Here is a 25,943-nt window from a genome sequence, read left to right as displayed (position 1 = left end):
TCCGGCATCGGAACTTCCGAGCACCCGGGGAGCACCCTGACCGCGGGCGCCGCCCGCTCGTTGGCCACTCCACCGATTGTGAGTCGGCGTTGACGGGGGCGTTGTCGGCCCCGCTTCCTTGGACGCTGACCGATCCACCCACTTGGCGTCTGGTGATCGGCGGGAAGCGGGCGGTTTCGTCCCTGGCATCCGCTTTCGCCCTCCGTCCGAGCTCCACGTCCGTATAACGCTGACATTATTCGTGGGCTATAGTGGGTGTGTGGGCGAGTGGGAGGTCAGCCTTACCGAAGACGTCGAGGACTGGCTGCTTGACCTGGCCAAGTCTGATCCCGACTCCGCTAACCAGGTCGCTGCGGCGATAGATCTGCTCGCCGCTGAGGGCCCGGCGCTCGGTCGACCGTTCGTTGACCGGGTCAAGGGCTCGGACTACAAGAACATGAAGGAGTTGCGGCCAGGCTCGGCAGGGGAAACCGAGATCCGTATCCTGTTCGCCTTCGACCCTCAGCGGGAAGCCATCCTGTTGGTGGCGGGTGACAAGAGCGGCAACTGGAAGGGCTGGTACGAAACCAGCATTCTCGAAGCCGACAGGAAGTTTGCCGACCATCTGCGAGAGCTGAAGGGACAGCACTGATGGCGCGTAGCTGGCGGGATGTCCGCTCCCGCATGAACCTCGACGAGGCCAAGGTTGAGCAGCACAAGGAGCGCATGCGCGGCGAGGTGCGCGCAGCGCGACTGCGTGAGATGCGTGAGAAGCGCGGGCTGACTCAGCAGCAGGTTGCCGACCGCATGAACGTTTCACAGCCGCGTGTCGCCGCCATCGAGAGTGGCGAACTGCCGAAGGCTGAGGTCGGCACGGTTGCCCGGTACATCGCTGCCCTTGGCGGCAAGGCTGAGTTCGTTGCCGAGTTCGACGGCGAACGGGTGACCCTTAGTTGATGCTCGGGGCATGAGGGCGCCGCTGTCGTTGCGCTCATGTTTGTCGTGCACGTCGCGAAGCCTCGGCTGATGCCGGGGCTTCGCCGTTGAACCTGACTGCGGCATCGGTCTCGCCCGCCGCCGGCGAGTCCGCCGTTCACGGCGATGCAGTGCGAGCCCGCGCTGTCGGCCCTGGGTCCGTCGGCATCATGAACGACTTCGCCTTCCTCGCCAACACCTGGCGCAACGCCGCCAAGCCCGAACCTTCTCGATCTCGTCGTGCGGCTGGCCGCGACACCGGGCAACCCGGCTTCTGAAAATGGTTGGCAACCCATGTGGGCTGCGGAGAGAACCTCCTCTGGTGGAGCCTGGTCCAGCGCCCGGCCGCCGCGACGGAGCGTGGGCGCTTCGTTCGGTGTACTGCCCTTCCGCCTGCCGGACGGCCCCGCTACGTTCAAGATATGGATGCTCCCGATGGCAGTGACATCCCGACCACGCTGACCTGCCGCAATCCGGCCTGCGCCGAAACGTTCGACTTTCACGAGGTGGAAACCCGCGCCAGCGCGGACAACACGAAGTGGGAGTGGCGCTGCCCCCGGTGCGGGCGAGCGAACGCAACCCAGGGATTCATCGTGAAGCACGGCGGCGACATCCCTCTGTAGGCGACCGTCTCACCCTGGCGTCCCAAGGTAACCACTCTCGCCCCCGGACTGGTTGGACCTGTCGGCCAGCGCGTGCACGCCGTGCTGCCCGCTGGCCGACTGCTGCATCTGGCTGAGCGTCTGCTCGAGGTTCCGTTGTTCGGCCCCACGCGGACCGGCAGGGCCACGTCACTTGCTCGAGCGGTTTCGCCTGTCGCAGCAGCGCGAGGCGTTCATGCGTCGGAGGGCCACTCGGCTCGGGCAAGGATCACCAACCCCCGTAGTCAGTGTTCGAGGAATCCCTGTTGACGTGTCGGTTCGGTCCGCCACGGAAGCCTCGCAGTCACCAGTTCGGCACTGTGTGAAGTGCTTCGATATTATTGGGGTGCTGGTGCCCAGAGTGTGGAGTGGACTTGTCACGACCGAAGTCGGACCGTGCGACCGTGGTCAGCACGGTCATCGCGCTTCTCGCCCTGGGTTGGGGCATCTACGCCTACTACTTTCCGCCTGCCTCGCCGGTCGCACCGGCGGCTGCCACCGCTCCGACCGCCTCACCGACGGTCACTGCCACGCCGCCGAGCACTGTGTCCGGTACCGAGACTGAAACGGGTAGTTCGGTGGTGCGGGCGTTAAGGGCGCTGCCGGCTGGCTTCGAGCGCTTCTCGCAGCGGGCCGAGCGTGATCGGTACGGACAGTCGTGGTGGGAGCTAGCTCTGGCGTGGCTGCTGCTCATGGGCTTCATGCTCTGGAGATCGTTGGAATACTTTGACCGGGCAATCTGGGTGCCGGTGTGCGGCACGGCTTTTATCGTCTACTTTTGGCCGTCGCTGACCTGGTGGGGCGTCACGGTCAGTACCGTCGGCGGCTTCATCGCCTGGGGGATAGCTGGTCTTGGATCCGCTGGCGCCTTCGCACCCCAGACGCCCGGCGCCGGTAACCGGCAGGCATCAGTCGGTGAGCAGATGGAGCGGCCTGGCCAGTAGGTCGAACGGGAGCCTCGGCAAGTGGGCACGGTTTGAGCACCCTGCCGTCGTTCCACCGGTAGAGCAGTGCCAGACCGTCCGGACGCTTTCGGGTAGGACAATCGCGGTCGCGGCACAAGGGGTCACTACGCTTCGAGGAGCATCTCGACGGCATCGGCAACCGAGTCGACTGCGGCGTCTGGCACTGGCCCGACGAAAGACCACGAGTCGGGTCGGCGTTTCGGCTGCAGCCAGATTGTGCGTAGCCCAGCGGCGTGGCCACCGGCGACATCGAGGACGAGGCTGTCGCCGACCATCCATCCACCGCTGCCGCAGTTGGTGCCGCAGCGATCAGCGGCGAGGCGGAAGATTTCGGGGTCGGGCTTGCGGATGCCGACCTCGTCTGAGATACACCACGCGTCGACGAGCCTGTCCAACCCGGCGTTCCGGATCTTCCCGAGCTGGTTGTCGGTCATTCCGTTGGTGACGATGCCGATCCGCCATCCGGCCCGGCGCAGCCGCCTCAACGCATCCAGATCCTCGGGGCGGCATGACGCCAGCCCAGGCATCCGGCGGCGGTACTGCTCCCACAGTTGCTCCGGCGGCCTGGCCAGGTCGAACGTTTGGCAGACGGTGGTGAAGAAGCTGTCCATTGGCCCGGAGTGGTGCGCGTCGGCCATGAGCAGAAAGGTCAGCGCCGCCTCGCCGAGCCCGTGGGTGACGACGAACTCCTCGGCCCACGCCTGGAACGCCGCGCTGCGATCCACGAGCGTGTCGTCGAGGTCGAACAACGCCAGCGACTGCATGCCCGGCACGATAGCCAACCGGAGGCCGTTGCACGGGCGCAGCCAAGTGCGCCGCCGCGACATCACGGCTCCACCTACGGTGCGCATGGCTGATCCCACGTTCGTGGAACGGGGGCTGCGATCCACGACCCGCTGATCCCGATCGCAGTGACCGGCAGCGCCGGAGAGCCGAGGGCCCCCACGCGGCCCGTCCGTGGCCTATTTTTGCCGGACTGCGCACCGGCGCGTGACGCGCATACAACACGTCGAACGCCCGCCGGTTCCCCTCACCGATGAGGCGCGTCAGCTTCCCATCGCCCACGTCCATTACGCAAGGTTAGGACGCATCACTGTCCGAAACGGTTCTCTTCGACGACGCCAGGCCCAGCGTGGCCACCGATAACCGCTCGGAATCATTAGGCTGCACGAATGGCGGCGTGTCCCGAGCTGGCCAGGCTGCGTCCCCGCGTGGGGCGCGGTCACGGTCTCTCCGGGGTAACCCCGGGGACGTCACACTCACCTCGGCACCACACCACAGGTGCGTCGGCACGCTCCGCGAGCCTGGGCACCCGCACGACCGGGCATCGTCGGGACACGCCGCCACCGCACCCGGCCCGGCCATGACCACCGTCCGCGCCCTGACCACCGCGCTCGCCGACGCGTTCCTCGCCGACGGCGACTGGCACCGCCCCGATCTCGTGAACCGCGGCGGGCTCGTCCTCGGCGTCCGGCGGCGCTGGCTGTGGCCGATCGCCGACGCGGTCCTGGTCGCCTACCCGCACCCACCACGGGACCGGCCCCGCGATCTGGCCGCCTTCCTCGCCACCCTCGAACCGCTTCGCGGCGCGGTCACCGCCGCCCGACAACACGGCCGGCCAATCGTCATCCGCGCCCGCCCCGTCGCGCCGATCCGCACCGTACGCCACCCCTGGCACACCCCAGTCATCGACGACATCGGCGCTCTGGCCGCGATGCTCGACCTGAGCATCGAACACCTCGACTGGTACGCCGACCGGCGCGCCATGAACCGCCGCGCCACCGACCAACGGCTCCACCACTACGGCTACCGATGGACCAACCGAGGCCGGCTCATCGAAGCGCCCAAACCCCGGCTGCGTGCCCTACAGCGGCAACTCTTGGCCGAGGTCCTCGGCCCGATCCCCGTGCATCCCGCCGCGCACGGCTTCGTGCCCGGCCGCAGCGCGCACACGTTCGCCGCCGCCCACGCCGGGCAGCCGGTCGTCGTCCGGATCGACCTGCTCGCCTTCTTCACCCACATCCCCGCCAGCCGCGTGTACGGGCTGCTACGCATTGCCGGCTACCCCGAACCCGTCGCCCACACCCTCACCGGACTGTGCACCACCCGCACCCCGCACACCGTCCTGCGCCAGGCACCCGCCGACCTGCCACACCGGTCGGCGCGACTCGCGGCCCTGCGGGCTGGTCATCTGCCGCAGGGCGCGCCGACCTCACCCGCGCTGGCGAACCTGTGCGCCTACCGCCTCGACCGACGCCTGACCGGCCTCGCCGACGCCTTCGCGCTCACCTACACCCGATACGCCGACGACCTCGCCTTCTCCGGCGACCTCACCAACCAGCGCACCAGCGACCTCACCGCGGCCGTCACCACGATCGCGCGCGACGAGGGCTTCCGAATCCACCCCGACAAGATCCGCGTCCGCGGCCAGGCGGACCAGCAACTCCTCGCCGGACTGGTCGTCAACCACCGGCCCGCCGCACCCCGCGACGAATACGACCGGCTCCGCGCGATCCTCCACAACGCCGCCCGCACCGGCCTCGACGCGCAGAACCACACTGGCCACCCCGCCTTCGCCGAACACCTCACCGGACGCGTCGCCTGGATCGCACACCACCACCCCACGCGCGCCGCCAACCTGGCCAGGCTGCTGGACCAAGCACTCAACCCACCGGACGGCCGATCCACGACAGCGACCCGGCAAGCCCCAGCACAACTCGACGTTGGCGAAGCTGCAACCTAGCCCAGGCCGGATCCGGCCAACCGGCACGAGGCGCGAACCTACTCAGTCAGCGCCTCCCCACCAGCCACGTCCGGCGCCTACCACGGGGTGCCACCCGAGGATGCCGGGCCTCGGCATGTCGCCGCTAAGCATCCTCCTGGAGCTCGCGGATGAGGGCTTGCCGCTCCTGCCTGGTCAAGCGTCGCCGCAGGTCACTGGCGGCCACAGCAACCGGGTCCAACCGGGCGGGAGTCGGCTTCGGCGTGCGGATCTTCCCCACCACCCCAAGCCGGCGGACATTGCGCACTTCTCGCTCGTCGCACGCTCGATCGATGCAGCTGAGCCCCTTGCGGCGGGGATGTTGCGCTCGGTACGCGGCCGGATCATGCCGGAAGCTGACCGGGATGAAGTGATCGGTGCCGAGGTGCCCACAGTTCAGTTCCACTTCCCAGTCTTGGACCATCACGTCGGGAAGGCGTTCGCCGAGCGCGACGATCTCGACGTCGAAGTCTGGGTCGTCCGGCGCACACATGCGGCACACCATGTAGTCACCGACGCGGGACTTCTCGTCCTCCGTGCGCAGCACCTCGCTCTCGTGCCCGCAGGCTAGCGTGACCGACCATCGTGTCATGCCGAACCCGGCGTGCTCCGGCTTGGGTTCACCCGGCTCGATATAGCGGACCGCTGTCCTGCCGTCGTTGAGCTGGCATGACCAGGAGATCGGGCACGGGGTCCGCTCGGGTGGCGGCTTGGACACGTCGGTGCGCTTGACCAGCCAGAAGTCCTCGTGCCCGCATTCGATTTCCAGCGCGTAGGCAACGACCTCTGTTGGCGCCGGCAGTTCCGGTAGGTGTATGTCGAGGAGGAAGTTGGCGACGACCGGACCGACCTTGTCCATAGCGACACGGCGGCCCTTCTCGCGTCGATCGTTGTGCGCCGCTTCCCATTCCGGCCACTTGGCCCGAGCCTGGGCAAGGGTCACCCCGAACGGCGGAGGTCCCGCCGCCTCTTCCTCCAGCCGGCGGCGAATCTCCCGCCGCTGCTCGCGGTTTCGCCTACGCCGCTCGACGTCGGTCACCAGATCATCACGGACACTCACAGCCTTACCAACGAACGGGCCGCCCCACCCGCACTCCTCCCCCGCCTCCGGCATTGCACCACCGCCCGGGGCGCTGACCGTGCACGAGGGCGGGCTGAAGGTCTCGGGTAGCGGGCTGCCTGGGGCAGCTTTCGAATGGGCGTGATGTGACCGTACGGCCGGGTGCTTCTACGATCAGATACGGCTGAGGCCGGGGGAGGTTGTGGACACGTGAGCCTGCTGTATCGCGCGGTCTGGAAGGACGCGACGGAGCCTGACCGACGCGCGGTGGTGGATCTGGCGCGTGAGTGCTTCAGCCGGTGGGCCACCGGCGATCCGGCTGCGGCCAGGCTGGGAAGCGGCGAGACGATCATCAATGGCAAGTCCGTAACCGTGAAGCTCATCGACGATGACCGGGGTTATGGCGTCGAGGCTTGCTCGCGGGAGGACCTGCCTTCGGGTGTGTGGTCGGTCCGGATGCGTCTCCTGGCCACAGACATCGGCGTGCATGCGTGGGTCGACGTGGACATGGAGACAGACTCTCCAAGCCAGCGAATCGCCGTCGCGGGCCCTGGCCTGCTCAAAGACCTACTCGTCCTCTTCCAGCGGCCGGCGTTGGGGAAAAGCAACCTGGCCACCGACGCGGTCCCCATCGAAGTGGCTGGTGTTCCCGTGCTGGCCGACGTGCTTCGAGACCCTGATCGGACCCTGCCGTTCATCGTCGTGTCGTCGCCAGCAGGTGACCAGGACACAGGGCGCGCCCGCGCATCCCAGATCGCCCACCGCGTGCGTGGAATCGCGACCGTCATCGCCTTGGACCCGGCGGCGACGGCGGCGTTCCGGCAGGCGCTTGGATCGCTGGCGGTCTGGGGCGGCGCCATCCGGACGTATGTTCCCGCACCGCTGGAGACCGACGCTGACGGGTGGCGGCATCGGTACGTCCCGGCAGCCGCGCTTGCCGGCCCTGGCCGGCATGCCGCCATCGACCGGACTGTGTACGCCGTCGCTCAGCTATCGACCCGGCGGAGAATCCCAGCAGAGCTGCGGGTATTCACGGACGACGAGCAGGCCACGGTCGATCCGACCGAGGTAGAGCAGCTTCGCGAGGAGCTGCAGTTCCAGGTGGATCTCGCTCACGAGGAACTCGCAGATGTCCAACGGGATCTTGCCCGGGCAAACGGCCACCTCGATCGACTGCGGCGAACGCTGGAATCTCGGGGGCTCGCCGATCTGTACTGGACGTCGTCGCAGCCTGCGGGGCACGATGACGCCACGGAGGTGCCGGAGACCGTTCAGGACGTTTCCGAAGCCGTTGCTGCAGCGCAGGAACACCTAAGCGACGCGGTGACCGTTCCCGCAAGCGCGCCGCGCGAGCTACAGGGTATCGACACCAGCCCGAATGCCTTCGCCCTGGGTAACCAGGCATGGCGCGGCTTGCAGGCCCTCGCCGCGTACGCGCGGGCAAAGCAGGCGGGCGTGAGCGGAAACTTCTGGTCGTGGTGCGAACGCGGAGAACCACGCGGGTGGCCAGCCACCAGCAAACGGCTTGCGATGCGAGAGTCGGAAACCCTCCGCAACGGCAAACACGCCGAGTCGCGGATGTTCCCGATCGATCCCCGAGTCGGTGTCGGGCCACGGGTGTTCATGGAAGCGCACATCAAGGTCAGCGAGGGCGGGGGCAACCTTGCACCCCGCATCTACTTCTACGACGACACCGATGGGGTCACTGGCCGCGTCCACGTCGGCTTTGTAGGCCCGCACTACCTCGTGCCCAACTCAAAGGCGTGATTGACGGGCCGGCCCTGCACGGTCCACAGCGGCTCATCCCGGGCAGGCTGGATAGGACTGCGCTCTGCTTCGCGATTGCTGGTCGCTGGTGGAACGCTCAGCAGGGACGATTCCCCCGAGCCTACGACAGCAGCGTAGGGCGGCATCGGCGATAGCAAGTGCTCCATCGGATGCAACCCGCCGCCCTGGGCTTCCTAAGACTGGATCTTGTTGCAGTTAGCTTGGACCACCTGATGTGTATCGGCGGCTTCGCGATCGCCGACAGCGCCATGTTGGTGCCCAAGCTGATGAGCTGCCAGCCGGTGGGCGTGGACGTGCAGGGAGATCGGACCAAGGGCCGGACGAAGCCCTCCGAGTATCGGTCAGTAACCGGGACCAGCGTGTTCTTCCTCAGGTTCTTGGCTCTCCAGACGCTCCTGGCGGGTCAGGTCCTCCAGTCGCTGCCGGAAGCTGGGGAAGTCGTCGATGGGCTTCGTCGGGTCTGTCCGAAGGGCGAAGTCGCGGCGCAGTCTCGCGACGCCAAGCCTAAAAACATCGTGCGCGGCGGAGTCGTCCAGGCTGCTTTCGATCTCGCGCAATCGGCTGTCTGCGAGCGTGCGGGTGGCGCCGGTCTGGTAGTCGTCCAGGAATCCGCGGACGATGCGCCCCATGCGCTTCTCGCGGCGGCGGTGCGCTTCTGTCGCCGCAGCTTCGTCGAGTAGGTCGGTGAGGTGGCTCAAGAGACTGATGAAGTTGTCCTCGAGCGCTTTCACGCCAGATGGACGTGAGCCGGTTCGGGGAAGCGCGTTCAGGTAGGAGACGACCTCGCGGGCGAACCCGACTTTGTCGATGTGCTCGCCGAGGGTGTCCGTGAACAGGTCTCGGATCGCGTCCCAGAGGGGCCCGCCCGAGTCGAGCCGGTTCTTGAGATCGCCTTCCTTGATCTTGTCGGTCTCCTCGGAGTCGAGTCCAAGCAGCCGGCTGGCGTAGGACCTTGCGGCTTGGACCGCGATGCGCGGCGGGATGAGATCTTCAATCTCGGTGACGATGCCGGACTTGGTCGATGCGACTGGGGCGATACCGCCGTCGGCGTCTGAACCCGCACCAGTGCTAGCCTTCGCACGGGTCGATTCGGCCCACTTATCGAGACAAACGACGAACTTCTCGTCCAAGACTGGCTTCCGGTTCGCCTCGCTCCTCTTCAACTTCCCGACGGCCCTCCTGCCGTCGTCGTCGCCGTCGAGCAGCGCCACGCACGGAGGCTTGATCGGGTCGCGGCCACGCGCAAGGTAGGCGATGTACGGGACGCTGTCGGCGCTTCCCGCAGGCACGATGGTGACCTCGTTGAGGTCCAGCAGGCGGGCTGCCTCCGGCCTGCGTGCACGGAGTGCGTTCGACATTCCGGCCAGAAGGACCTGGTCGGCCGTGCCCTCGACGATGAGGTTTTTGCCGCCGATGAACGCGGTCTCCGCCACATGGGTACCCAGCGAGGACCGCAGGGGTTCGTAGTGGGTGCGTACGACGTCCTTGACGACGCGGGTGCCCTCCTCCTGCGCGCCCTTGTCGAGAACACGAAGTCGGGAGGCAGCATTCTTGTTGATCAGGAAAGGGGAGTGTGTCACGTAGACGACCTGATCGGCGCGCAGGCCGTCGTCTGGAACGGCGAAGTTCTCCAGAACGCGAAGGAGGTCCTGCTGTCCTGAGTTCGACAAGTAGGCGTCCGGTTCATCCATGAGCAGGATCTCGCTCCGCTCTTCCGAAGGCCGGTGGGCGCGCAACTGGACGAAATAGGCGAGGAAGTGCGTCAGACCACGGCTGCGCTCGCCAAACGAATACTCGGTTCCCGTTCGGTCCCTGATGGTGAAGACGAGCTCACGCTCTCGGGTCGTGACGCGTAGCTTGAAGTCGGTGTCCTGGCTCCACCAGCGGGAAAGGTTCAGGTGGCGCGCCAGGCTTTCGTTGATCTTTCCTTCAAGGCCGCTGACTTCGCCTTCCTTGCCGTTCGTTATGGCCCTCTGCAGCTCCTTGAAGACGTTCTCGTCGATCCGCGCGACGTCCACCAACAGCTGCCGGGCCAGTGCCATCTCGGCGCGCTTCCTGCGCTCCTCCTCCGTCTCGGCCGAGGTTGCGGGACGGCGGACAAACGACCACAGCTTCGTGCTGATCTGGGCCCAGGTCGTTTCGTCGGCTTCTGGCTCCGCCTGCTCTGCGGCATCAAGAAACTCTCCGCGAACACGTCGGTCGGCGAGGCTTCCCAGCCGGCCACCCCACAGAGACGCGATCGGCACGCTGTCGGGAACGGCGATGCTCGTGGAGAAGCGCAGCACCTGCGGCAGAATCGCCTCAAGAGACTTCACCTGCTCGCTGTCGCTGAGGTCGGTTGTCGTCTCGCCGCACACGATGAACGGGTGCCCATCACCGGGTCGCATGAACAAGAATGTCTCGTCCACTGCGCAGGTCACACCCAACTCGGCCAGCCGCGCGGACTCGGCTTCCTGCCCGACGGTGAAGACGGCGCCAACGTCGGGTAGGCGTACCTGATCGGTCTCCACCGAGTATAACTGTGAGTAACGACAGAAGTCGCTACGAGTCACCCGTCGTTTGCCCATGACGCACTCGATCGCATCCAACAGATGGCTCTTGCCCGATTCGTTCGCCCCGACCACCGCAGTGACCTGCGGATCCACGTCGAGACGTACGTGCGGATACCAGCCTTCAGGGAGGATCTCCCATTCGTGGCGCTGGGCGCTTTCCTTCGCGCGGCGCTCGTAGTCGAAGTTGAACGACTTGAAAAACCGGACGTAAACCCGTGTGAGCCGCACCGGCCCTCCTCGACGTCGCAACTGATCTGGCAGCCCCTGAGCAACCGCACACGGCTGAATCTAAGGGACGTCTCGTAACCCCGATGTCTGTCCGGTGAGGACGGTCGTTGATGATGCCTGGGTGCAGGTGATCTCCGCAGCGCGGCCCGAGTGGATCTTTCCGTTCACCGGACTGACTCCCGCCCAGTTCCGCCGGCTGGTCCGTCTGGTCGCCGAGCGCGGCGGGGACTCGATCGCCGACGGACGGCCGGGCCGGCAGTGGGCCCTGGACCTGCCGGACCGGGTGCTACTGGTGGCCGCGTACTGGCGCACGAACCTGACCATGCGTCAGATCGGGCCGTTGTTCGGGGTGTCGCACTCCGCCGCGCACCGGGTCATCGACACTCTCGGACCGCTGCTGGCCCTCGCCCCGGCGCGGCGGCGGCCGGTCGACCAGATCGCGATCGTCGACGGCACGCTGATACCGACCCGGGACCACCCGCCAGGCCGCGCGGAGCAAGAACTACCGGTACTCGACCAACCTGCAGGTCGCCATCGACGCGAGCACCCGCCTGGTCATCGCCGTCGGCGACCCGCAGCCGGGCAACCGCAACGACACGGTCGTCTACCGCACCTCCGGTATCGACCAGAAACTGGCCGGGCGGCCAGTCATGGCCGACGGCGCCTACCGCGGCAACCCCGAAGTGATCATCCCGTACCGCAAGCCCGCCGACGGCAGCGACCTGCCGCCCTGGAAGGAAGACCTCAACGCCCAGCACCGCACGATCCGGGCCAGGGTCGAACACACCCTGGCCAGGATGAAGAACTGGAAAATCCTGCGCGACTACCGCCGCGCCGCCCACACATTGGCCGACGCCGCTTCCGGCATCGCCAACCTGCACAACATCACCCTCGCGAGCTGAGCACCAACCCGGTCCCGGGCAACGCCTTCACCGGGTTACGAGACGGCCCTTAGCCCGGCCCTGCGACACTATTCGCGAGGCGGCGTACCAGCTGCGCCAGATCGCCATTTCATCGGGCCGGCACCGCTCAACACTGACCGATCGGCAGACACATCAGGGATGAACCGCCGTGTAGAGCAAGACGGCCGAGCTTATGGGGTGTGCCTTACGACTTCAGCGCGGTGCGCCAGGCCTCGACCAATCCCGTCACATCGTGATACCGCTCGGCGGGTGCCGCGCGGGTTGCGCGGGCCGCTATCTGGTTTTGGGTCGGGGATCCTCGCCCCCCGTTTGGGGAGTCCAGCAGGTGCTGGATGGTGCGGCCAAGGGCGTAGACGGTGGTGCGCTGGTCGATGACGGTGCCGCGGGCGAATTCTTCGGGGGCCATGTATCGGCGGGAGCCGGGGAGGCGGTCGGTGTCGAGAATGAAGGGGCCGGGCCGGTACTCGTCCAGGTCGATCAGCCGCATCCGGCGGGCGGTGAAGTCGTAGAGGAAGCAGCCGTCGTAGAGGTCGACGGCGATGTAGCCGGCGGTGGTGACGGCCAGGTGCGCGTCGAGGATCGTGTCGATGGCCGCCTCGACCTCGGGGCGGGGTAGCTGCTGGAACCGGGCCAACGTGCTGCGGTCCGAGCCGTGTGTGGTGGCCTGGTTGAGCACGTTGCCGTCGTGCCACGGGTAAACGAGGGTCGGCCCGTCGGGGCCGTCGAGGATCCGCTCGGGGCGGACGATCGCCGGGTGCCGCACTGCGGCGTGGAACTGGCTGGCTCGGGTCAGTGAGAGACGGGCCTGCGGCGCGGTGGCCTTCTTGACGAACCAGCGGCGCCCGCCGGCCTCGACACCGTAGGACAGACACCCGGAATCCTGGGCGTCGAAGACCACGAACGCGGACGCGAGCGGCAGGTCGACCACACCGGCGAACCTACGCCCCCATACGGCTCGTGGAACCCTATTCCCATCCATACGGGGCGGGTGGTATCAGGTCCGACGCGCACGGCGGAGCATCGCTCGGCGGGACGGTGCCGGGCCAGTCGCTGCGGAGAGACTTTGGGGCTGACCCGAGTCGGGGTTGCCGTATCGCTCGGAAGATGTGCCACGGTGAGCAACTCGGGGCTGACTGCGAGTGGCGGCCTTGGGTAGGGTCTGCGCGAGTGACCGTGATCCATGGGTTTGGGGAGACGTGCGTGGAGTCGGTGGCGTCGGCGTTCGGGCGGGCGGTAGCGGCGCACCGGGAGGCTGTCTCGCATGTGGAGGCTGCTCGTGCGAGGCTGCGTGACCGCGAGGGCGAGGCCGGCTTGTCGCCGCAGGCGGGCGCAGAGGTTCATCGGTTGTCTGCCGGAATGCGCCAGCTCGCCGTGGCGCTGACGCCGGGCTGGCTGAGTTGCCGATTGGACAGTTCAGCCGTCGACCTGGCCACCGGGGTCGGCGCTGCCGTAGGTCGCCCGATGCCAATCCGACTGGGCGACGCCTCGCCCGCCTCCGGGACCGGCTTCTCCGTGGTGGTGCCATTCGTCGGCGCCGGTCACCTGGCGACCGACGTGGATGCTCGCAACCCGGTCGTCGCTCGGTGGCTTCGCGGCGTCTTGTTGCGGGTGCTGGCCGCTCTACCCGACGGCGCGCTGCGAGTGGCTGCAGTAGACGGCGCGACGTTGGGGGCGGTGTTCGGTCCGTTCCGGGCGATGGTGGATGCGGAGGCGTGGCGGCGGCCGGCGATCGATCTGCCGGGTTTCCAGCAGGTGCTTACGGAGGCGGAGGAGCGGATCGAGCGGGTCCAGGCCGGCGAGTCGGATCCGTCGGTGCTGCTGGTGTGTGTCGCGGCGCTGCCGGAGGGCGCGGGGCGTACGGAGTGGTCGCGGCTGGCAGCCATCGCGCACGCCGGACCGGCGGCAGGGGTGTTCCTGCTGCTCGCCGGGTATCCGCCCCCGCAGCATCCCGGGTTGGAGGCGGCACCACGGTTGGAGCGGACGACACACCTGACGGCGGCCGGCGGAGGGTTGTTTGCGGTGTCGGATCCGCCGGGTCCGCACCGGTTCAGCGCCGACGGTACGGGGTTGGCGGTGCCGTTGCGGCTGGATGCCGGGCCGCCAGACGACCTGGTGGAGGCGGTCTGCCGCAGGTTGGCGAAGACGGCGCGGGTGCAAGCGTCGACCGACTTCGCGGCGCTGATGCCAGGGGAGATCTGGCAGGAGTCGTCCGTGCACGGGCTGCGGACCGTGGTGGGCCGGGAGGGCCGCGCCGACTGCGTTCTGGCGTTGGACGATGCGACGCCGCACTGGTTGGTCGGTGGTCGTACCGGGTCGGGCAAGACGGTGTTCCTCCTCGACGTGCTCTACGGGCTGGCGTCGCGGTACTCGCCGGACGAGTTGGGCCTGTACCTGCTCGATTTCAAGGAGGGCGTGTCGTTCGCGGAGTTCACCCCGACCGCGGTGGACCCGTCATGGATTCCACACGCCCGCACCGTCGGCATCGAGTCGGACCGGGAGTACGGGCTGGCGGTGCTGCGCACGCTGTCGCGGGAGATGACCCGCCGGGCGGGTGAGCTGAAGCGGGCCGGGGTGACCAAGCTGGCCGACCTGCGGGCCGGGCGGCCGGACGTGGCGATGCCTCGGCTGCTGGCGGTGATCGACGAGTTCCACGTGCTGTTCGAGGGCAACGACGCGGTGGCCCGACAGGCGGTGGCCCTGCTGGAGGAGTTGGCCCGCAAAGGCCGCTCGTACGGCATTCACCTGATCCTGGCGTCGCAGACCATCGCCGGGGTGGAGGCCCTGTTCACCAAGACCGAGTCGATCTTCGGGCAGTTTCCGCTGCGGGTGGCGCTCGCCGGTGGAGGTGGGGTCCTCGACGAGCTCAACGACGGCGCAGACACCCTGCCGATCGGCGGCGCGGTCATCAACGCGTCAGCCGGCATAGCGGGCGCGAACCGGGTCATCCGGTTCCCGAACGCCGACGCAGAGTCGGTTACCGCGCAGCGGCACCTGCTGTGGAACGCCCGACCACCCGGCGAAGCGCCACCAGCGGTGTTCGCCGGCTACGCCGAACAGCACCCCGACCAGGACCCCACCTTCGCCCGCCTGACACCGGACGTACGGCGACGACGAGCGCTGGTGGGCCGCGCCGTCGACGTCGGCCTGCCCACTGCAGGGTTCACCCTGGACGCCACCCCCGGCAGCCACCTCGCCGTGCTCGGCACCTCACCAGTTGGCGCCGACATTCTCTACGCGGCCACCGCGGGGCTGGCCCGCCAGCACGCCCCCGGCGCCGCACGGTTCCTGGTCGCACCGCTGGTCGCCGCAGCCGACGAGGCCGCCGATGCCACCGTCGAGGCGGTCACCTCCGCCGGGCAACCCTGCGAGGCGATCACTTCGGCACAACTCCGGGCACGGCTGGCGGATCTCGCACAGTCGACCGCCCCCGCAGCCGGACAGACGACATACCTGGTGGTGTTCGGCGCCGACAGCGCCAGCAGCCTCCTCGCCGCCAGCGACCCCACCACCTACCGCTCCGGGCGCGACGACCTGCGAGACGTCCTCGCCAGCGGACCCACCCACGGCGTCCACCTGCTCGGCTGGTGGCGCACCGTGGGCCGGTTCACCGACGACCTCGGCCCGACCGGCGGCAGCGAGGTCGCTTGCCTCGTCGCCCTCAACCTCCCCGGCAACGACATCGGAGCCTTGGTCGGGGACTACGCGTCGGAATGGCAGGCCCGCCCCAATCGGGCGCTGCTGATCGACCGGCACGACAACCGCCGCACCCTCATCGTCCCCTACGTACGTCCCGGCACCCTCGACCAGATCGACGACCTCGCATGACCGACCACCCCGTCACCCCGATGCCCCGCGACGGCGGCTGGGCCGCCTACACCGACCACGCCCGCCGCCTGGCAGCTTTGCTGCGCGAGGAACGCGCCCGTGCAGAGCAGCAGGCTGCGGCTAGCCGCAGTGGGCAAGCCGCCCTCGACCAGATCACCCACCGCCTCACCGCGCAGCGTCAACACCTGCAGCAGCTGGCGGTGACCCTCCGGCTGCCCGAACCCCACGCCGGCGTTATCGCGCCCAGCCCGGTCCCCGACCCTGTGGAAGCCCTGAGCCGGGCCACAGCGGCGGCCGACGCGGCCGACACCGCCGCCGAGCACGCCCACCGGCGGGCCGCGCAACCACCGCTGTTGCCCAGCCTCACACCTCTGGCCCGCAACGCCCTCGTCTACACCGCCGCGGCGACGCTCGGCACCCTCGCTTCGCTGCTGATGTTCGCCGTCAGCCCCGACGCCGACCTCGGCCGCATCCCCTGGCAACTCGTGCCCTGGTCCCTGTGCGGGCTGCCCGCCCTGGCCTTCTTCGCCGGCTACCTGACCATCAGCCTCGTCGGGCAACCCCGCATCGGCGGTGGCGGCACCCGGTCCGCGCGGGCAGGCGGAGTGATCTGTTTTGTCGGCATGCCGATCTTGTGGTTCATCTTCATCGCCGCGACCCGAGGCTGAACCCGCAGACGCACCTGCCACCGGCGGCGGGGCGTTGGACACCACGAATCAGGGGAGGAACATCCATTGGCCACCATCGGAGACATCAAGGCGGGCCTGGCCCACGGCAAGTCCGAGGCCGACAAGGCGCTCGCCCAACTCGCCGGCGTGAACGCCCAGGTCGACAAGGCCATCGCCGTGCTCCAGGCCCTCGCTGCCGGCACTCAGCAGCCCGCCGTCATGGGTGCCATCGGCAAGCTCAGCGCCGCCAAGCAGAAGTTCGGCGAGGGTGCCGGCCTGATCCAGGCCGCCATCGCCCAGACCGAGAAGTACAACGCCGTCCTCTGACACCGAACCCCGGAAGGTCCTTCCAATGCCCACCGTCATCGTCCCCGTCGGCCTCAACCTCGGCCCCTCCTACCGGTACGTCACCCCACCTGATCCGGAGCCAGAGTTCTACCGGGTCCGGCTCGGTCAGGAGTACGAACAGCTGAGCGCCGACGAATTCCAGGTCTGGGGACGGGCGTTCCTCGACCCCCAACGTCACGCTCGGCTGGAGATCAATCGGAGGACGCTTCGCGACGACGTTCTCGCGGCCGGGAAGGGACCCGCCGAACCAATGCAGGTCATCGACCGGCTGCTGGAACGCGGTCTCCTTCTCGAGCTCGATCCAAATGGCTCGCTTGAGACAGCCTTTCGCCAGCTCAAGCTTTATCCCACGGCGGAGGGCATGGGCAACACCGCCGACGAGCCCGGGTGGGAACGGATCGGCCACAACGGCCAACCTCTACTGAAAGTGAGCGCGACGGTCTACGGGATCTGGGCCTTCTCCATCACGGAGGAGTCGCTGTGGGCCGCATGCTCAGGCCTGGCCGAAGATGCCGAGCAAGGCCGAGCTCAGGGCGAGGATATCGATTCGCTTACTCCGGACGAGGCCGCGAAGGCGATCGCTGGCAACCTGCCGCTGCTCATTTCCGCAGGCTGTGCGGTCCTCGACAAGACGTTGTAGCGATGAGCTGGCGGCGGCAGACGAACCGGGCCGGGACATCCGGCTCCCGGCTCGGGAATGTTGGACGGTCGGCCGGACGCGCGCTGATGGACACGGCAGTGGAATCAGCCCGGGACGGGATCAAGAACGTCAGTGAGAAGGTCGGCAAGGCGGCTGGTGCTGGGATGGCTGTGGCGGCGACAGCTGCGGTCGACGCCGCTGGTTACCACCCGTCGCCGTTAATCGCGGTCGGCGCCGCCTACGCCGGAATGAAGGTCGGCGGGCTGGTCGGCCGTGCGATGAACGCGGGACTGGACCGGATCGCCGCCGGCCGCAGTGGGGGGCCGATCGGTTCGGTGATGGCGGAGCTGAGCATGGTGTTGCAGACGCTTGACCAGGTGGGTCGGGGCATCGCCGAGGTCGTCGATTCCGTGAACAAGGCCCAGGCCCACTTCCAAAAGGTCAGCAGGGGCGGTGGCAACAACCTGCTGAATAGTGCTGTCCGCGCCTGTCGGCAGGCACCCGTCCGCCTCGAAGAGGGCGTGGACGAGGCCAAGCAGGCGCAGGATCTCGTCGGCCGGCATCTGGTGGCGGTGGCGACGACCGGCGGTTGATTCCCCGGCCGTCGCCACGAGCGCCGTGATGCCGTGGGACCCGCTGGGGTCAGCTCTGCGCGTCGGGTCTTGACGGCTCGTCTTTCTGGGCGGCCCGCTGTCCGGGCAGGCCGGGACGGGGTTCGGCTCGCCCGTCGGGGACCGGATTGAGGGTGCGCCGGTCGTCGGAGGGCTGGTGTGCTGGGATGTCGACGCCGATTGCCCGTGCGTATTCGGCCAGGATCCCGCCGGCTTCGGCGAGCAGCCAGGAGCCGTCCCGGAGTTTCACGATCCCTTGGGCGTAGTTTCCCAGCACGCGATTGACCAGGGGGTTGGCGGCTCCAGCGGTGAGGGTTCGGAACTCGGCTCGGGCGCTCTCGGCGTTCTGGATGACAACCTTGGTCAGCTCGTGTTGCTGGCTGATCGAGAGGTGGACGTCGCGCAGGGCAGCGGCAATGCCGGGCAAGGTCATGATTCCTACCTCCGGATGGGTGCGAATGTGGGAGCGGTAGCGCGGTCGGGTCGGACGGCGAACCGGCGGGCGTTGATGAGTTCGGGGCGGGTGGCGCCGGGTGTCCTGCGGGGGAGGCGGCCGTAGCGGGCGAATGCGGCGGCGGCCTGTTCGTTGGCGGGGCAGGGTCCGGCGAGGTGGCAGCGCTGGCAGTAGCCGGAGGCGCTGGAGGTGACGTGCTCGTCGAGCACTCGTTGGGCGGCGGTGAGCTGATCGATGACCGCTGCGGACAGGTAGACGGTGGCGGCCATGTCACGCCTCCGGCTTCGGGAGGGCGGCGACGTGGGCAAGTACGTGCCGGTGGGGTCCGGCTTGGCCGTCTGCTCGGATCTCGACGCCTTCGAGCCACACCCACTGCCCGTCGTACCAGATGCTGAGGTCGAGACGGACGCAGGTGATGCGCAGCCGTAGCGGGCCGGTGGTGTGCTGGTAGTCGCGTTCGCGCAGGTGGACGACGTCGCCGGGTGAGACGGTCACGTGGGGTGTGATCGGTGTGGGGGTCACAGCCAGCCCGTCCAGCGAGCCCGGCCTGGGTACGGACGGGACCTGCGCCCGCCGCAGTCAGGGCAGTTCAGTACCGAGCCGCACCGCGGGCACCACCGGGACTTGACCCTGAACAGGAGCAGTCCGGCGGCGAAGCCGAGCGCCGCGACCACCACCAGTACAAGGGACGGGACCACTACGTGTTACCTCCCTGACTCGGCCCCTCGGGGACGCAGCCCGCCTCGGGTTCCGGACTGCGTCCCATCAAGAGGCATCCGAGGCCGGACGAGCGGCGAGCCCCTGGGAGCGCGGGCCGCCGCCGTACCGCGCGGCTTTCGTGTGCCGCGCCGGCCTGACATGCTCATGCATATAGTGCCCACGCATTAGGGATAATGCAAGGCTTGCATTCGCATGTAGGTCACCTGCTCGGCCTGCCTGGATATTGCATCCGCACGGCAGGCACACTCTGACTACGACAGGAGCGAAGGGACATGGAGTTGTCAGCTCGACGGCAGCCACCCACCGTGCGCCTCCGGCGGCTCGCGGCGGAGCTGCGCGGACTGCGAACCACAGCCGGCCTCACGCGCGATGAGGTCAGCGAGCAGACCGGCATCAACCCCGCCACGCTCTATCGGATTGAGACGGCCAAGGTCCGCCCGCAGCGGCGCACCCTGATGGCGATGCTCGACAAGTACGGCGTCACCGACGAGGACAAGCGCAGCGAACTCATCGCCCTGTCGCGCCAGGCCGCGCAGCTCGGCTGGCTGCAGGCGTACGAGTCAGAACTGCCGGAGCTGTACACCACGTACATCAGCTTCGAAGCGGAAGCCCGCTCGGTACGCAACTACGAATCCCTCTTCGTCCCCGGCCTACTCCAGACCGAGAACTACGCCCGCGCGGTGATCCGCGGTGTCCTGCCGTTCGCGACCAACGCGGACGTGCAGGCCCGAGTGGAGGCGCGGATGCAGCGCCAGGAGTCGCTCCGCAAGGCCGACCCGCTGCGTGTCTGGGCGATCCTCGACGAAGCCGTCCTGCACCGGCTGACCGGTGGGGCGGAGGTCATGGTCGAACAGCTTGAGGCGCTGGTGGGGGCGGCCAACCAGCCGCACATCACTCTCCAGGTCATCCCGTTCACCAGCGGCGCACATGCCGGCATGCCCGGGTCGTTCGTCGTCATGGACTTCCCCGACCCGGCCGACCCTGCCTTGGTGTACGTCGACAGCATGGCCGGCGACCTGTTCCTCGAACGTGAGGCAGATGTTCGCCGCTACGCCACCACGTTCGAACACCTTCGTGCGACCGCGCTGGACCCCGCCAACTCGATCAAGCTGATCGAGGAGCAAGCCGCCGCGATCGGCCAGAAAGGAGGTACGGGATGACCCCCGCCGACCTGTCCCGCGCCCGATGGAGGAAGAGCAGCCGATCGAGCGGGAACGGCCAGTGCGTCGAGGTCGCCGATCTCGCCGACGCAGTGGCCCTGCGGGACAGCAAGGATCCGACCGGTACGGCCCTCGTCTTCAGCCGCACGGCCTGGATGAGCTTCCTGAGAGGCGCCAAGGACGGCTTCCTGTCGTAGTAGCGGTAGCAGGCAAAGCATCGGTCACGGCTCCTCCCGGTAATCGTCGGGGCATTCGGCTGGCTCCGGCTACTTCCGCCGTCACGTTGGTCGTCCACGCATCCGGTGGTGCCAGGTGTCGAACTGAAGTCAGGTCACACCATCGTTGACCCGTTCGTGCCGCCGTCCCACCACGATGCGCGCCGCACCGGTGACCAGCAGAGACGAGGCAGGGGTTGGCCCCCGGCAGGGCGTTGGGAAAGCCGTGCGCCGAGCGGGCACGGGCTCGGGTAGCCTTGTGGCTCGGCGGGCCGCTAGCTCAATTGGCAGAGCTGAGGACTTTTAATCCTTAGGTTCGGGGTTCGAGTCCCCGGCGGCCCACGTTTGAACTGGGAAAATAGTCGGGCATCACTGTTTCTCTCCGCTCTCGGCGTGGGCATTTGTCGGATTTGGGGCCTTGGTGTGCGAGCACCCACCGAGCACCCACCGATGGAATGACGCCAGGCGACGTCGCTCGCCGCCGCTGGTGGAGCGCGGCCCGGTGCCGCCGGGCGGCGCACTCGGCAGCGACGGCGTGGGCCACCGCTGCCCTTCGGCCAGGCCACCTGGTGGCGTCGGTGTTGGGTGGGTGGGGCGGAGCGCCCAGGGGCGGCTCCGGCGATAGGTGAACGCGGTGCTGGCTGTCTGGGTTGTGCGCGGTGGCCGGCCGGATGCGATCGACCCGTTCTGGCGTGTCGACCGCATCCGGCGTCGCTCACCATCGGCGAAGGCGAGTTGTGTACGCGCGTTACGCGGCTTGTCCGCGTCGTTGGCGGCGGGGGACGAGTTTGGCGGCGGCTTCGGCTTTGGCGCGTTCGATGTCGAGTTCGGCGATGACGGAGGTGTAGATGTCGGTCATGGCGAGGGATGAGTGGCCGAGGAGTTCCTGGATGTCTTTGAGGTCGGCGCCGGCTGCTTTGAGGTAGGTGGCGGCGCAGTGTCGTAGGTCGTGCAGCCGGATCGGGGGTAGTCCGGAGTCGCGGACGAGGGCTTCGAACCGGTCGGTGACGGCGTGGGGGTGCCAGGGCTGCCCGTCGGGCTGGACGAAGAACAGTCCGGTGTCGGGCCACGCGGCGCCGCAGGCCAGTTTCCACTGAGCGCGGCGGGCGTGGTGGGCGCGCAGCGCGGCGTGGGTGAAGCTGTCCAGGGACGCCACCCGGTTGCCGGATTCGGATTTGACCTTCTTGATCACGGGTGTGTAGCCGTGGGTGGTCAGCTGTTGGGTGACGCTGATCAAGGCGTTGTCGAGGTCGACGGCGGTGTCGGTGAGTCCGATGGCCTCGCCGCGGCGCAGGCCGCGGTGGACGATGAGCACGAACAGCGGGTAGAGGACGATGTCGTGGTCCTCGGCGTAGTCGAGGAACTCGCCGGCCTGTTGCGGGGTCCACACCATGACGGGGCTGGGCCGTTCGCCGGTGCCGCGCCATTTCTGTACGGCGTTGGCGGTCCACACCCTGGCTTTGGGCCGTGTCGCTGAGGGTAGTTCGACGTGGGCGGCGGGGTTGAAGTCGATGAGCCGGTTGTTGCTTCTGCGGATGGCGTCGTTGAGGGCCTTGCGCAGGGTGGCGCGGATGCGGTGCATGGTGGACGGTCGTGTAGGCCGCAGGCCGCGGGCGCTGTCGCGGATGGCGGGGTCGTCGCTTTGTCGGGCGATCTCGATGGCGGTGTTGCGGTCGGCGATGGCGGTGAACATCGCCTCGATGTGTTCCACCCGCAACTTGACCAGGGGGATGTCGCCGAGGTGCGGGACCAGGTGGATGCGGATGTGTGACGCGTAGGTCATGACGGTGGCGGGTTCGATGCCGCGCCGTGCCGCCAGCCATGAGTGGAGGTACTCGCCGACGGTCGTCGCGGCGGTGGCGGGCAGCCCTGCCCTGACCCTTCTGGCGATGGTGTCGCGGTCCGGTAGCGGGGCGCCGGAGGCGACGGCGAGGAGCAGGTCGGCGATCTCGGCGGCGACGCCCGGGTCGTCGCCGGCGAGCGCGAGGAGGCTTTTGGCGTGGTCGCGGTCGGTGGTGGCGGCGTCGCGGGAGTCGAAGGTGCTGCGGCGTAGTTGCCGGCGCGGCTGGCCGGGGTGGGTGGGCAGTTCGAGTTGGTAGGCCCACCGGCCGTGGGTGGGGCTCCAGGCTCCGCCCGTGCGGCGGAGTTGGGGGCAGCGGTTGCCGAGTTTACGGCCGTCGCTGCCGCGGCAGGAGCAGCGCTTGAAGACGGATCCGTCCGCCATGATCAGGTGTTCCCTTCGGTCGGGGTGTGCGGCAGCCGGTGGCTGCGGATTCGGTGCGGGGTGATCGACGCGTGCCTTCCACCCGCGATCAAGTCGCCGTCGTCGGGCGGTGGGGTGATCGGCTCGGGGTCGTCGGTGGCCGGCAGGTGCAGGGCGTGGAGGATGGCAGCGACCGGCACCCGGTAGCGGCTGCCGAAACGCAACACCGCGACCGGGAACTGGCCGCGCTTGGCCAGGTCGTAGGCGACAGACCGGGACAGCCCGAAGATCCGCGCCGCGGTGGCCAGGTCGGTGACCGGGCCCAGGGCGCGGATCCGCTGCGCGGTCCATGTGCCGTCGGAGCCGTCGGAGGACGGGCCGGCAGGAGGTACGTCATTGGAGTGGTGTTCAGGGGTGGTCATCGCGAAGTGGTCCTTCCGGTGATCAAGAGAGAGGTCGCCCGGCTGGATACGGGCGGACATGGTGAGGCCGCAGGCCCGACCCGACGCCGATACGGCAGCGGACGCCGCCCGGGGGCCGACGGCGCGCCACACGGCGGGGCGGATCGCCCGGCAACCGGATCGGTCAGGGTCCGGCCGACCCGAGACCCGGTGAAGGCCCCCGCTGATACGGCCGTGCTCGCTTATCTGGTGGTCGCGTCGCGCCTGCGACGCGCTGACACTCTTAAACCCGCGTTTGTGTGCTCTGGCGAACGCCTGCCCCACCCACAGCGACTCACAACGGCTCACAACGGCTCGCGGAGTTGCCTCTCGCGTCTCGTGTCGCTGGGTCCCGCGCCAGCCCACGCCTGTTCCCGCCGACGGGCCACCGCCACCGGCGCGCAGCGACAGAGGTATCCGTCGATGACATGGCCCAGCGGTGGCCGCCGAACATGTCATCGCCGGACATGTCACTCCGCTCACGTCGGCGGCAGCCCCGTGCGTGACACTCACCCGGTGGATGGACAAAATGCCAGTGACGCCGGACATGGCCACGGTGCCGTGACACGGCACCGTGGCCGCCGGTGTCAACGGCGCAGTGGTGTCCGCGCCGCGTGGCCAGGGTCGACTGTCACGACCGCGATGGCCACGTCGGCGAAGGACGTGTCCAGCGTGGCCACCCGCACTGCGTCCAGCGCTCGTGGCAGGTGTCCGCGAGCATGTCACCGCCCTGCTCAACGGCCCTGCCAGACAAAATGTCAACGACCGGCGTCGATGACGTGGGTGGTGTTCCGGACACGAGGCCAGGGCGCGCCGGCGGGTGTCACGATCGCCGGCGACCCGTGCCGCGGACACCTCCGCGCGACCGCCGTTGCCGCTCAACGGCCACGGTGTCAATCGGCCTTCTTCGTTGACATTGGGTGCGTGTCCGGGCATGCGGCCGGCGAACTGGGACGGCGGCGCCATGGCCGTCATGTCATCACGCCCACATCAATCGATGGGCCTCTCCGACATGGCGCGGCGGCACCACGTGTCCGTCACGCCCGCGGCGGTGGCGCTCGGTGCTCCACTGCGTGGGAAGGCGCCGACGATGGCAACGTCCGCCGCCGTGTCACAGCAGCCGGAGGCAGACAGGGGGATGCCGCGCGCCGGCCGTCGCCGACCAGGCTGGTGGGCGTGTGAGCCGCTGTGAGTCCCTGTGAGCCACTGTGGGCGGCTGTGAGCGGCGCGAGGGGCCCGGTGTCAGTGAGGCCGTGCTCGCCTCGGGCATGCCTCCTTAGGTGACAGGTTCCGCGTCCGCTCGCACTCACAGCCCTGCTCAGGGCGCAGATGGGAGATCCCACTGACCGCTGACGCGCGCGGCGCGGCAGGCCGCTGTGAGTGGCTGTGAGTTCGGCAGGCGTTCGCCAGAGCACACAAACGACGGTTCACAAATGGGAGCACGGTAGGGTGCCCGGTTCCGTTGACCGCCCCTGAAGATCGCCCTTGGCGCCGTCGCCGCCCGGCAGCGGCGTCGCGTGCCAGCGCGTCGGCGGACCCGGTGCCCGCCAACCTCACTGCGCCTGGCCGTCAGGTCGTCCACGAGGCGTTCCTCCCTGGCCTGGCGTGAGGTCGAGCGGCCCGGCGACCCGTGCCCGGGGCCCGCGTTGGCGTCGGTGTCGGCCCCCGTTGCTGGGTCGCCCTTGAACCTGACCCCGAAACGGACCCCCGGCGCGGCTGTCACCGCAGCACACGCCGCCGGTGATCGAATCCGTCCCAGCCGACAAAGACCCTCCGGTCTCTCCCTTACCCAAGCGGGAGACCCAGACCATGTCCAACCATCTGCTTCGCGCCCAATCCACGCTGACCGTCCGCGACCACGTCGCTCGGCTGGCTGCCGACCACGGCGTGCTGACCGCGCCCTAGATCGCCCACGCCCTGTTCCCGCCATTGGAGTTCACCCAACCCCGGCTGGACGGGATAGGCCGTCCGCGCCGTGTTGTTCGCTGACACCCTCAAAACGGGCTCTGTCAGCTCAGGCGAACGCCCCCTGATCTAACAGACCTCTAACAGCGGCGAGGCTGCCCTGACAGCCCTGGCAGGAGAATCTCGCCTCGCACGCCGATCTCACCGGTTCGGCGGGCGGGCGCGCCAGATGTCAGAGCATCGCGGCTGGACCCTGACGCTACCGCCGGACACCGAGCGTGACGGAAACGCCTGAACGCCAGCGGCCGGCCTCCCCAAGGCGCTTGACGGGCGTATGCCCGCTGAGCTGCTCTGTCAGACCCGGCGGCTGCCCTTGTCGGAGCCGGGTCAGATCGTTGTTAGACGCCCGGGCGTTCGCCAGAGCTGACAGGAGCCGGTTTGAGGACGTGAAAGTTTCCACGCGACGCCCGCAAGGCCGGACCGCGAACCCACGCGGGCCGACTGGGCCCGGGAGGTCGGCGTCGGGCTCGTCGATGACGGCCCACAAAGGCGGCGCTCGACGGCTGGCAGGTGAGGGGCGCGGAGAGATCGTCGGCGAGCGGCCATCCGGCGACTCGTTCTGGGGCTTCGGTGACCCCTTCGTCTGGGGCTTCACCGTCCTTCACCACCCGCTCACCACCGTCGCACCCCGCGCAACGGCTGAAGGCGGCTGTCAGCGCAGCACACCGCCGGTGACCGTCCCTCGTGACCGGCGGTGACAGTTCCAGACTCCCTAATAGGGTTACAACTCTTCGCCTGAAGGGTCCGCGCAGATGACTCAGCTTCGGCTGAGGATCCTGCGCTGTGCCGGGCCTGGCTGCCGGCGGTCACGACTACAGACTC

General features: G+C 68.4%; 22 protein-coding genes, 1 tRNA gene and 1 pseudogene. 15 read left to right on the top strand and 9 right to left on the bottom strand.

Going from position 1 to position 25,943, the window contains the following annotated elements:
- The first annotated feature begins 259 nt into the window (after positions 1 to 259).
- The 4 genes from D7I43_RS29140 (at position 260) to D7I43_RS29130 (ending at position 2,539) form a co-directional block, all read left to right on the top strand.
- Complete coding sequence (locus tag D7I43_RS29140) at positions 260 to 631, top strand: type II toxin-antitoxin system RelE/ParE family toxin (RefSeq protein WP_120331796.1); 372 nt, start codon at positions 260 to 262, stop codon at positions 629 to 631.
- A gap of 32 nt (positions 632 to 663) precedes the next feature.
- Positions 664 to 936 (top strand): helix-turn-helix domain-containing protein, encoded by a 273-nt coding sequence (locus D7I43_RS29135; protein ID WP_240033225.1) that lies wholly within the window; start codon positions 664 to 666, stop codon positions 934 to 936.
- Between the two features lie 440 nt (positions 937 to 1,376).
- Complete coding sequence (locus tag D7I43_RS32540) at positions 1,377 to 1,577, top strand: hypothetical protein (protein WP_147427317.1); 201 nt, start codon at positions 1,377 to 1,379, stop codon at positions 1,575 to 1,577.
- A gap of 422 nt (positions 1,578 to 1,999) precedes the next feature.
- A complete protein-coding gene (locus tag D7I43_RS29130) occupies positions 2,000 to 2,539 on the top strand; it encodes a hypothetical protein (RefSeq protein ID WP_120331795.1) in 540 nt (179 codons plus the stop codon).
- Positions 2,540 to 2,664: 125 nt separating this feature from the next.
- Here D7I43_RS29130 and D7I43_RS29125 read toward each other — a convergent pair whose 3' ends face one another.
- Positions 2,665 to 3,324, bottom strand: a complete 660-nt coding sequence (locus tag D7I43_RS29125) for an HAD family hydrolase (RefSeq protein ID WP_120331818.1) — start codon at positions 3,322 to 3,324, stop codon at positions 2,665 to 2,667.
- A 599-nt stretch (positions 3,325 to 3,923) separates the two neighbouring features.
- Here D7I43_RS29125 and D7I43_RS29120 point away from each other — a divergent pair.
- Entirely contained in the window at positions 3,924 to 5,303 is a 1,380-nt protein-coding gene (locus D7I43_RS29120; protein ID WP_120331794.1) for a reverse transcriptase family protein, read from the top strand.
- A 124-nt stretch (positions 5,304 to 5,427) separates the two neighbouring features.
- Here D7I43_RS29120 and D7I43_RS29115 read toward each other — a convergent pair whose 3' ends face one another.
- Positions 5,428 to 6,360, bottom strand: coding sequence for a hypothetical protein (locus D7I43_RS29115; protein WP_147427316.1), 933 nt, complete (start codon positions 6,358 to 6,360; stop codon positions 5,428 to 5,430).
- A 231-nt stretch (positions 6,361 to 6,591) separates the two neighbouring features.
- Here D7I43_RS29115 and D7I43_RS29110 point away from each other — a divergent pair, with 231 nt between their 5' ends.
- Entirely contained in the window at positions 6,592 to 8,148 is a 1,557-nt protein-coding gene (locus D7I43_RS29110; protein ID WP_120331792.1) for a hypothetical protein, read from the top strand.
- A gap of 362 nt (positions 8,149 to 8,510) precedes the next feature.
- Here D7I43_RS29110 and D7I43_RS29105 read toward each other — a convergent pair whose 3' ends face one another.
- The gene (locus D7I43_RS29105; protein ID WP_120331791.1) at positions 8,511 to 10,949 is read right to left on the bottom strand and encodes an AAA family ATPase; all 2,439 of its coding nucleotides are present in this window, start codon (positions 10,947 to 10,949) and stop codon (positions 8,511 to 8,513) included.
- 121 nt (positions 10,950 to 11,070) lie between these two features.
- Here D7I43_RS29105 and D7I43_RS29100 point away from each other — a divergent pair.
- Positions 11,071 to 11,851: pseudogene (locus D7I43_RS29100) on the top strand (transposase family protein).
- Positions 11,852 to 12,056: 205 nt separating this feature from the next.
- Here the strand turns inward: D7I43_RS29100 and D7I43_RS29095 are convergent.
- Positions 12,057 to 12,800: a protein kinase family protein gene (locus D7I43_RS29095; protein ID WP_120331790.1), complete on the bottom strand. Its 744-nt coding sequence runs from the start codon at positions 12,798 to 12,800 to the stop codon at positions 12,057 to 12,059.
- 428 nt (positions 12,801 to 13,228) lie between these two features.
- Here D7I43_RS29095 and D7I43_RS29090 point away from each other — a divergent pair, with 428 nt between their 5' ends.
- The 5 genes from D7I43_RS29090 (at position 13,229) to D7I43_RS29070 (ending at position 17,946) form a co-directional block, all read left to right on the top strand.
- Positions 13,229 to 15,697 carry an FtsK/SpoIIIE domain-containing protein gene (locus D7I43_RS29090; RefSeq protein WP_120331789.1) on the top strand — a complete coding sequence of 823 codons (2,469 nt, stop codon included), beginning with the start codon at positions 13,229 to 13,231 and terminating at the stop codon, positions 15,695 to 15,697.
- Positions 15,694 to 16,365, top strand: a complete 672-nt coding sequence (locus D7I43_RS29085; RefSeq protein WP_120331788.1) for a hypothetical protein — start codon at positions 15,694 to 15,696, stop codon at positions 16,363 to 16,365. Before D7I43_RS29090 ends, D7I43_RS29085 begins: the two co-directional genes overlap by 4 nt.
- 66 nt (positions 16,366 to 16,431) lie before the next feature.
- Positions 16,432 to 16,692 (top strand): hypothetical protein, encoded by a 261-nt coding sequence (locus D7I43_RS29080; protein WP_120331787.1) that lies wholly within the window; start codon positions 16,432 to 16,434, stop codon positions 16,690 to 16,692.
- 25 nt (positions 16,693 to 16,717) lie between these two features.
- Positions 16,718 to 17,353 (top strand): hypothetical protein, encoded by a 636-nt coding sequence (locus D7I43_RS29075; protein WP_120331786.1) that lies wholly within the window; start codon positions 16,718 to 16,720, stop codon positions 17,351 to 17,353.
- A 164-nt stretch (positions 17,354 to 17,517) separates the two neighbouring features.
- On the top strand, positions 17,518 to 17,946 hold the full coding sequence (locus D7I43_RS29070) for a hypothetical protein (protein WP_120331817.1): 429 nt from the start codon (positions 17,518 to 17,520) through the stop codon (positions 17,944 to 17,946).
- 49 nt (positions 17,947 to 17,995) lie between these two features.
- Here the strand turns inward: D7I43_RS29070 and D7I43_RS29065 are convergent, their stop codons facing one another.
- Genes D7I43_RS29065 through D7I43_RS29055 form a run of 3 tightly spaced genes read right to left on the bottom strand, consistent with a single transcriptional unit; the run spans position 17,996 to position 18,913 of the window.
- Positions 17,996 to 18,397 carry a hypothetical protein gene (locus D7I43_RS29065; RefSeq protein WP_120331785.1) on the bottom strand — a complete coding sequence of 134 codons (402 nt, stop codon included), beginning with the start codon at positions 18,395 to 18,397 and terminating at the stop codon, positions 17,996 to 17,998.
- Between the two features lie 5 nt (positions 18,398 to 18,402).
- On the bottom strand, positions 18,403 to 18,687 hold the full coding sequence (locus tag D7I43_RS29060) for a hypothetical protein (protein WP_120331784.1): 285 nt from the start codon (positions 18,685 to 18,687) through the stop codon (positions 18,403 to 18,405).
- Between the two features lies 1 nt (position 18,688).
- Positions 18,689 to 18,913, bottom strand: a complete 225-nt coding sequence (locus D7I43_RS29055; RefSeq protein WP_120331783.1) for a hypothetical protein — start codon at positions 18,911 to 18,913, stop codon at positions 18,689 to 18,691.
- A 497-nt stretch (positions 18,914 to 19,410) separates the two neighbouring features.
- Here D7I43_RS29055 and D7I43_RS29045 point away from each other — a divergent pair, with 497 nt between their 5' ends.
- The 3 genes from D7I43_RS29045 to D7I43_RS29035 all read left to right on the top strand — a co-directional run bounded on the left by D7I43_RS29045 (position 19,411) and on the right by D7I43_RS29035 (position 20,855).
- Complete coding sequence (locus D7I43_RS29045; RefSeq protein ID WP_120331781.1) at positions 19,411 to 20,298, top strand: helix-turn-helix domain-containing protein; 888 nt, start codon at positions 19,411 to 19,413, stop codon at positions 20,296 to 20,298.
- Entirely contained in the window at positions 20,295 to 20,495 is a 201-nt protein-coding gene (locus D7I43_RS29040; protein ID WP_120331780.1) for a DUF397 domain-containing protein, read from the top strand. The genes D7I43_RS29045 and D7I43_RS29040 overlap by 4 nt, the downstream gene beginning before the upstream one ends.
- 287 nt (positions 20,496 to 20,782) lie before the next feature.
- A tRNA-Lys gene (locus D7I43_RS29035) sits at positions 20,783 to 20,855 on the top strand.
- Between the two features lie 406 nt (positions 20,856 to 21,261).
- Here the strand turns inward: D7I43_RS29035 and D7I43_RS29030 are convergent.
- Together D7I43_RS29030 and D7I43_RS29025 are read right to left on the bottom strand one after the other, a co-directional pair.
- Positions 21,262 to 22,737 (bottom strand): tyrosine-type recombinase/integrase, encoded by a 1,476-nt coding sequence (locus tag D7I43_RS29030; RefSeq protein ID WP_120331779.1) that lies wholly within the window; start codon positions 22,735 to 22,737, stop codon positions 21,262 to 21,264.
- A gap of 2 nt (positions 22,738 to 22,739) precedes the next feature.
- Positions 22,740 to 23,138, bottom strand: a complete 399-nt coding sequence (locus D7I43_RS29025) for a helix-turn-helix domain-containing protein (RefSeq protein WP_120331778.1) — start codon at positions 23,136 to 23,138, stop codon at positions 22,740 to 22,742.
- Positions 23,139 to 25,943: the final 2,805 nt, after the last annotated feature.

Origin of the sequence: Micromonospora globbae (assembly GCF_003610785.1) — a bacterium.
GTDB lineage: Bacteria > Actinomycetota > Actinomycetes > Mycobacteriales > Micromonosporaceae > Micromonospora > Micromonospora globbae.
This window is presented reverse-complemented; position numbering and strand designations above follow the sequence as displayed.

What these genes read in the sequence shown, in the direction of transcription:
- D7I43_RS29085 (WP_120331788.1), top strand. Translation starts at nt 15,694, where the DNA reads ATGACCGACCACCCCGTCACCCCGATGCCCCGCGACGGCGGCTGGGCC.
- D7I43_RS29075 (WP_120331786.1), top strand. Translation starts at nt 16,718, where the DNA reads ATGCCCACCGTCATCGTCCCCGTCGGCCTCAACCTCGGCCCCTCCTAC.
- D7I43_RS29065 (WP_120331785.1), bottom strand. Translation starts at nt 18,397, where the DNA reads ATGACCTTGCCCGGCATTGCCGCTGCCCTGCGCGACGTCCACCTCTCG.
- D7I43_RS29025 (WP_120331778.1), bottom strand. Translation starts at nt 23,138, where the DNA reads ATGACCACCCCTGAACACCACTCCAATGACGTACCTCCTGCCGGCCCG.
- D7I43_RS29125 (WP_120331818.1), bottom strand. Translation starts at nt 3,324, where the DNA reads ATGCAGTCGCTGGCGTTGTTCGACCTCGACGACACGCTCGTGGATCGC.
- D7I43_RS29040 (WP_120331780.1), top strand. Translation starts at nt 20,295, where the DNA reads ATGACCCCCGCCGACCTGTCCCGCGCCCGATGGAGGAAGAGCAGCCGA.
- D7I43_RS29060 (WP_120331784.1), bottom strand. Translation starts at nt 18,687, where the DNA reads ATGGCCGCCACCGTCTACCTGTCCGCAGCGGTCATCGATCAGCTCACC.
- D7I43_RS29070 (WP_120331817.1), top strand. Translation starts at nt 17,518, where the DNA reads ATGGCTGTGGCGGCGACAGCTGCGGTCGACGCCGCTGGTTACCACCCG.
- D7I43_RS29135 (WP_240033225.1), top strand. Translation starts at nt 664, where the DNA reads ATGAACCTCGACGAGGCCAAGGTTGAGCAGCACAAGGAGCGCATGCGC.
- D7I43_RS29090 (WP_120331789.1), top strand. Translation starts at nt 13,229, where the DNA reads ATGCGCCAGCTCGCCGTGGCGCTGACGCCGGGCTGGCTGAGTTGCCGA.
- D7I43_RS29120 (WP_120331794.1), top strand. Translation starts at nt 3,924, where the DNA reads ATGACCACCGTCCGCGCCCTGACCACCGCGCTCGCCGACGCGTTCCTC.
- D7I43_RS32540 (WP_147427317.1), top strand. Translation starts at nt 1,377, where the DNA reads ATGGATGCTCCCGATGGCAGTGACATCCCGACCACGCTGACCTGCCGC.
- D7I43_RS29030 (WP_120331779.1), bottom strand. Translation starts at nt 22,737, where the DNA reads ATGGCGGACGGATCCGTCTTCAAGCGCTGCTCCTGCCGCGGCAGCGAC.
- D7I43_RS29045 (WP_120331781.1), top strand. Translation starts at nt 19,411, where the DNA reads ATGGAGTTGTCAGCTCGACGGCAGCCACCCACCGTGCGCCTCCGGCGG.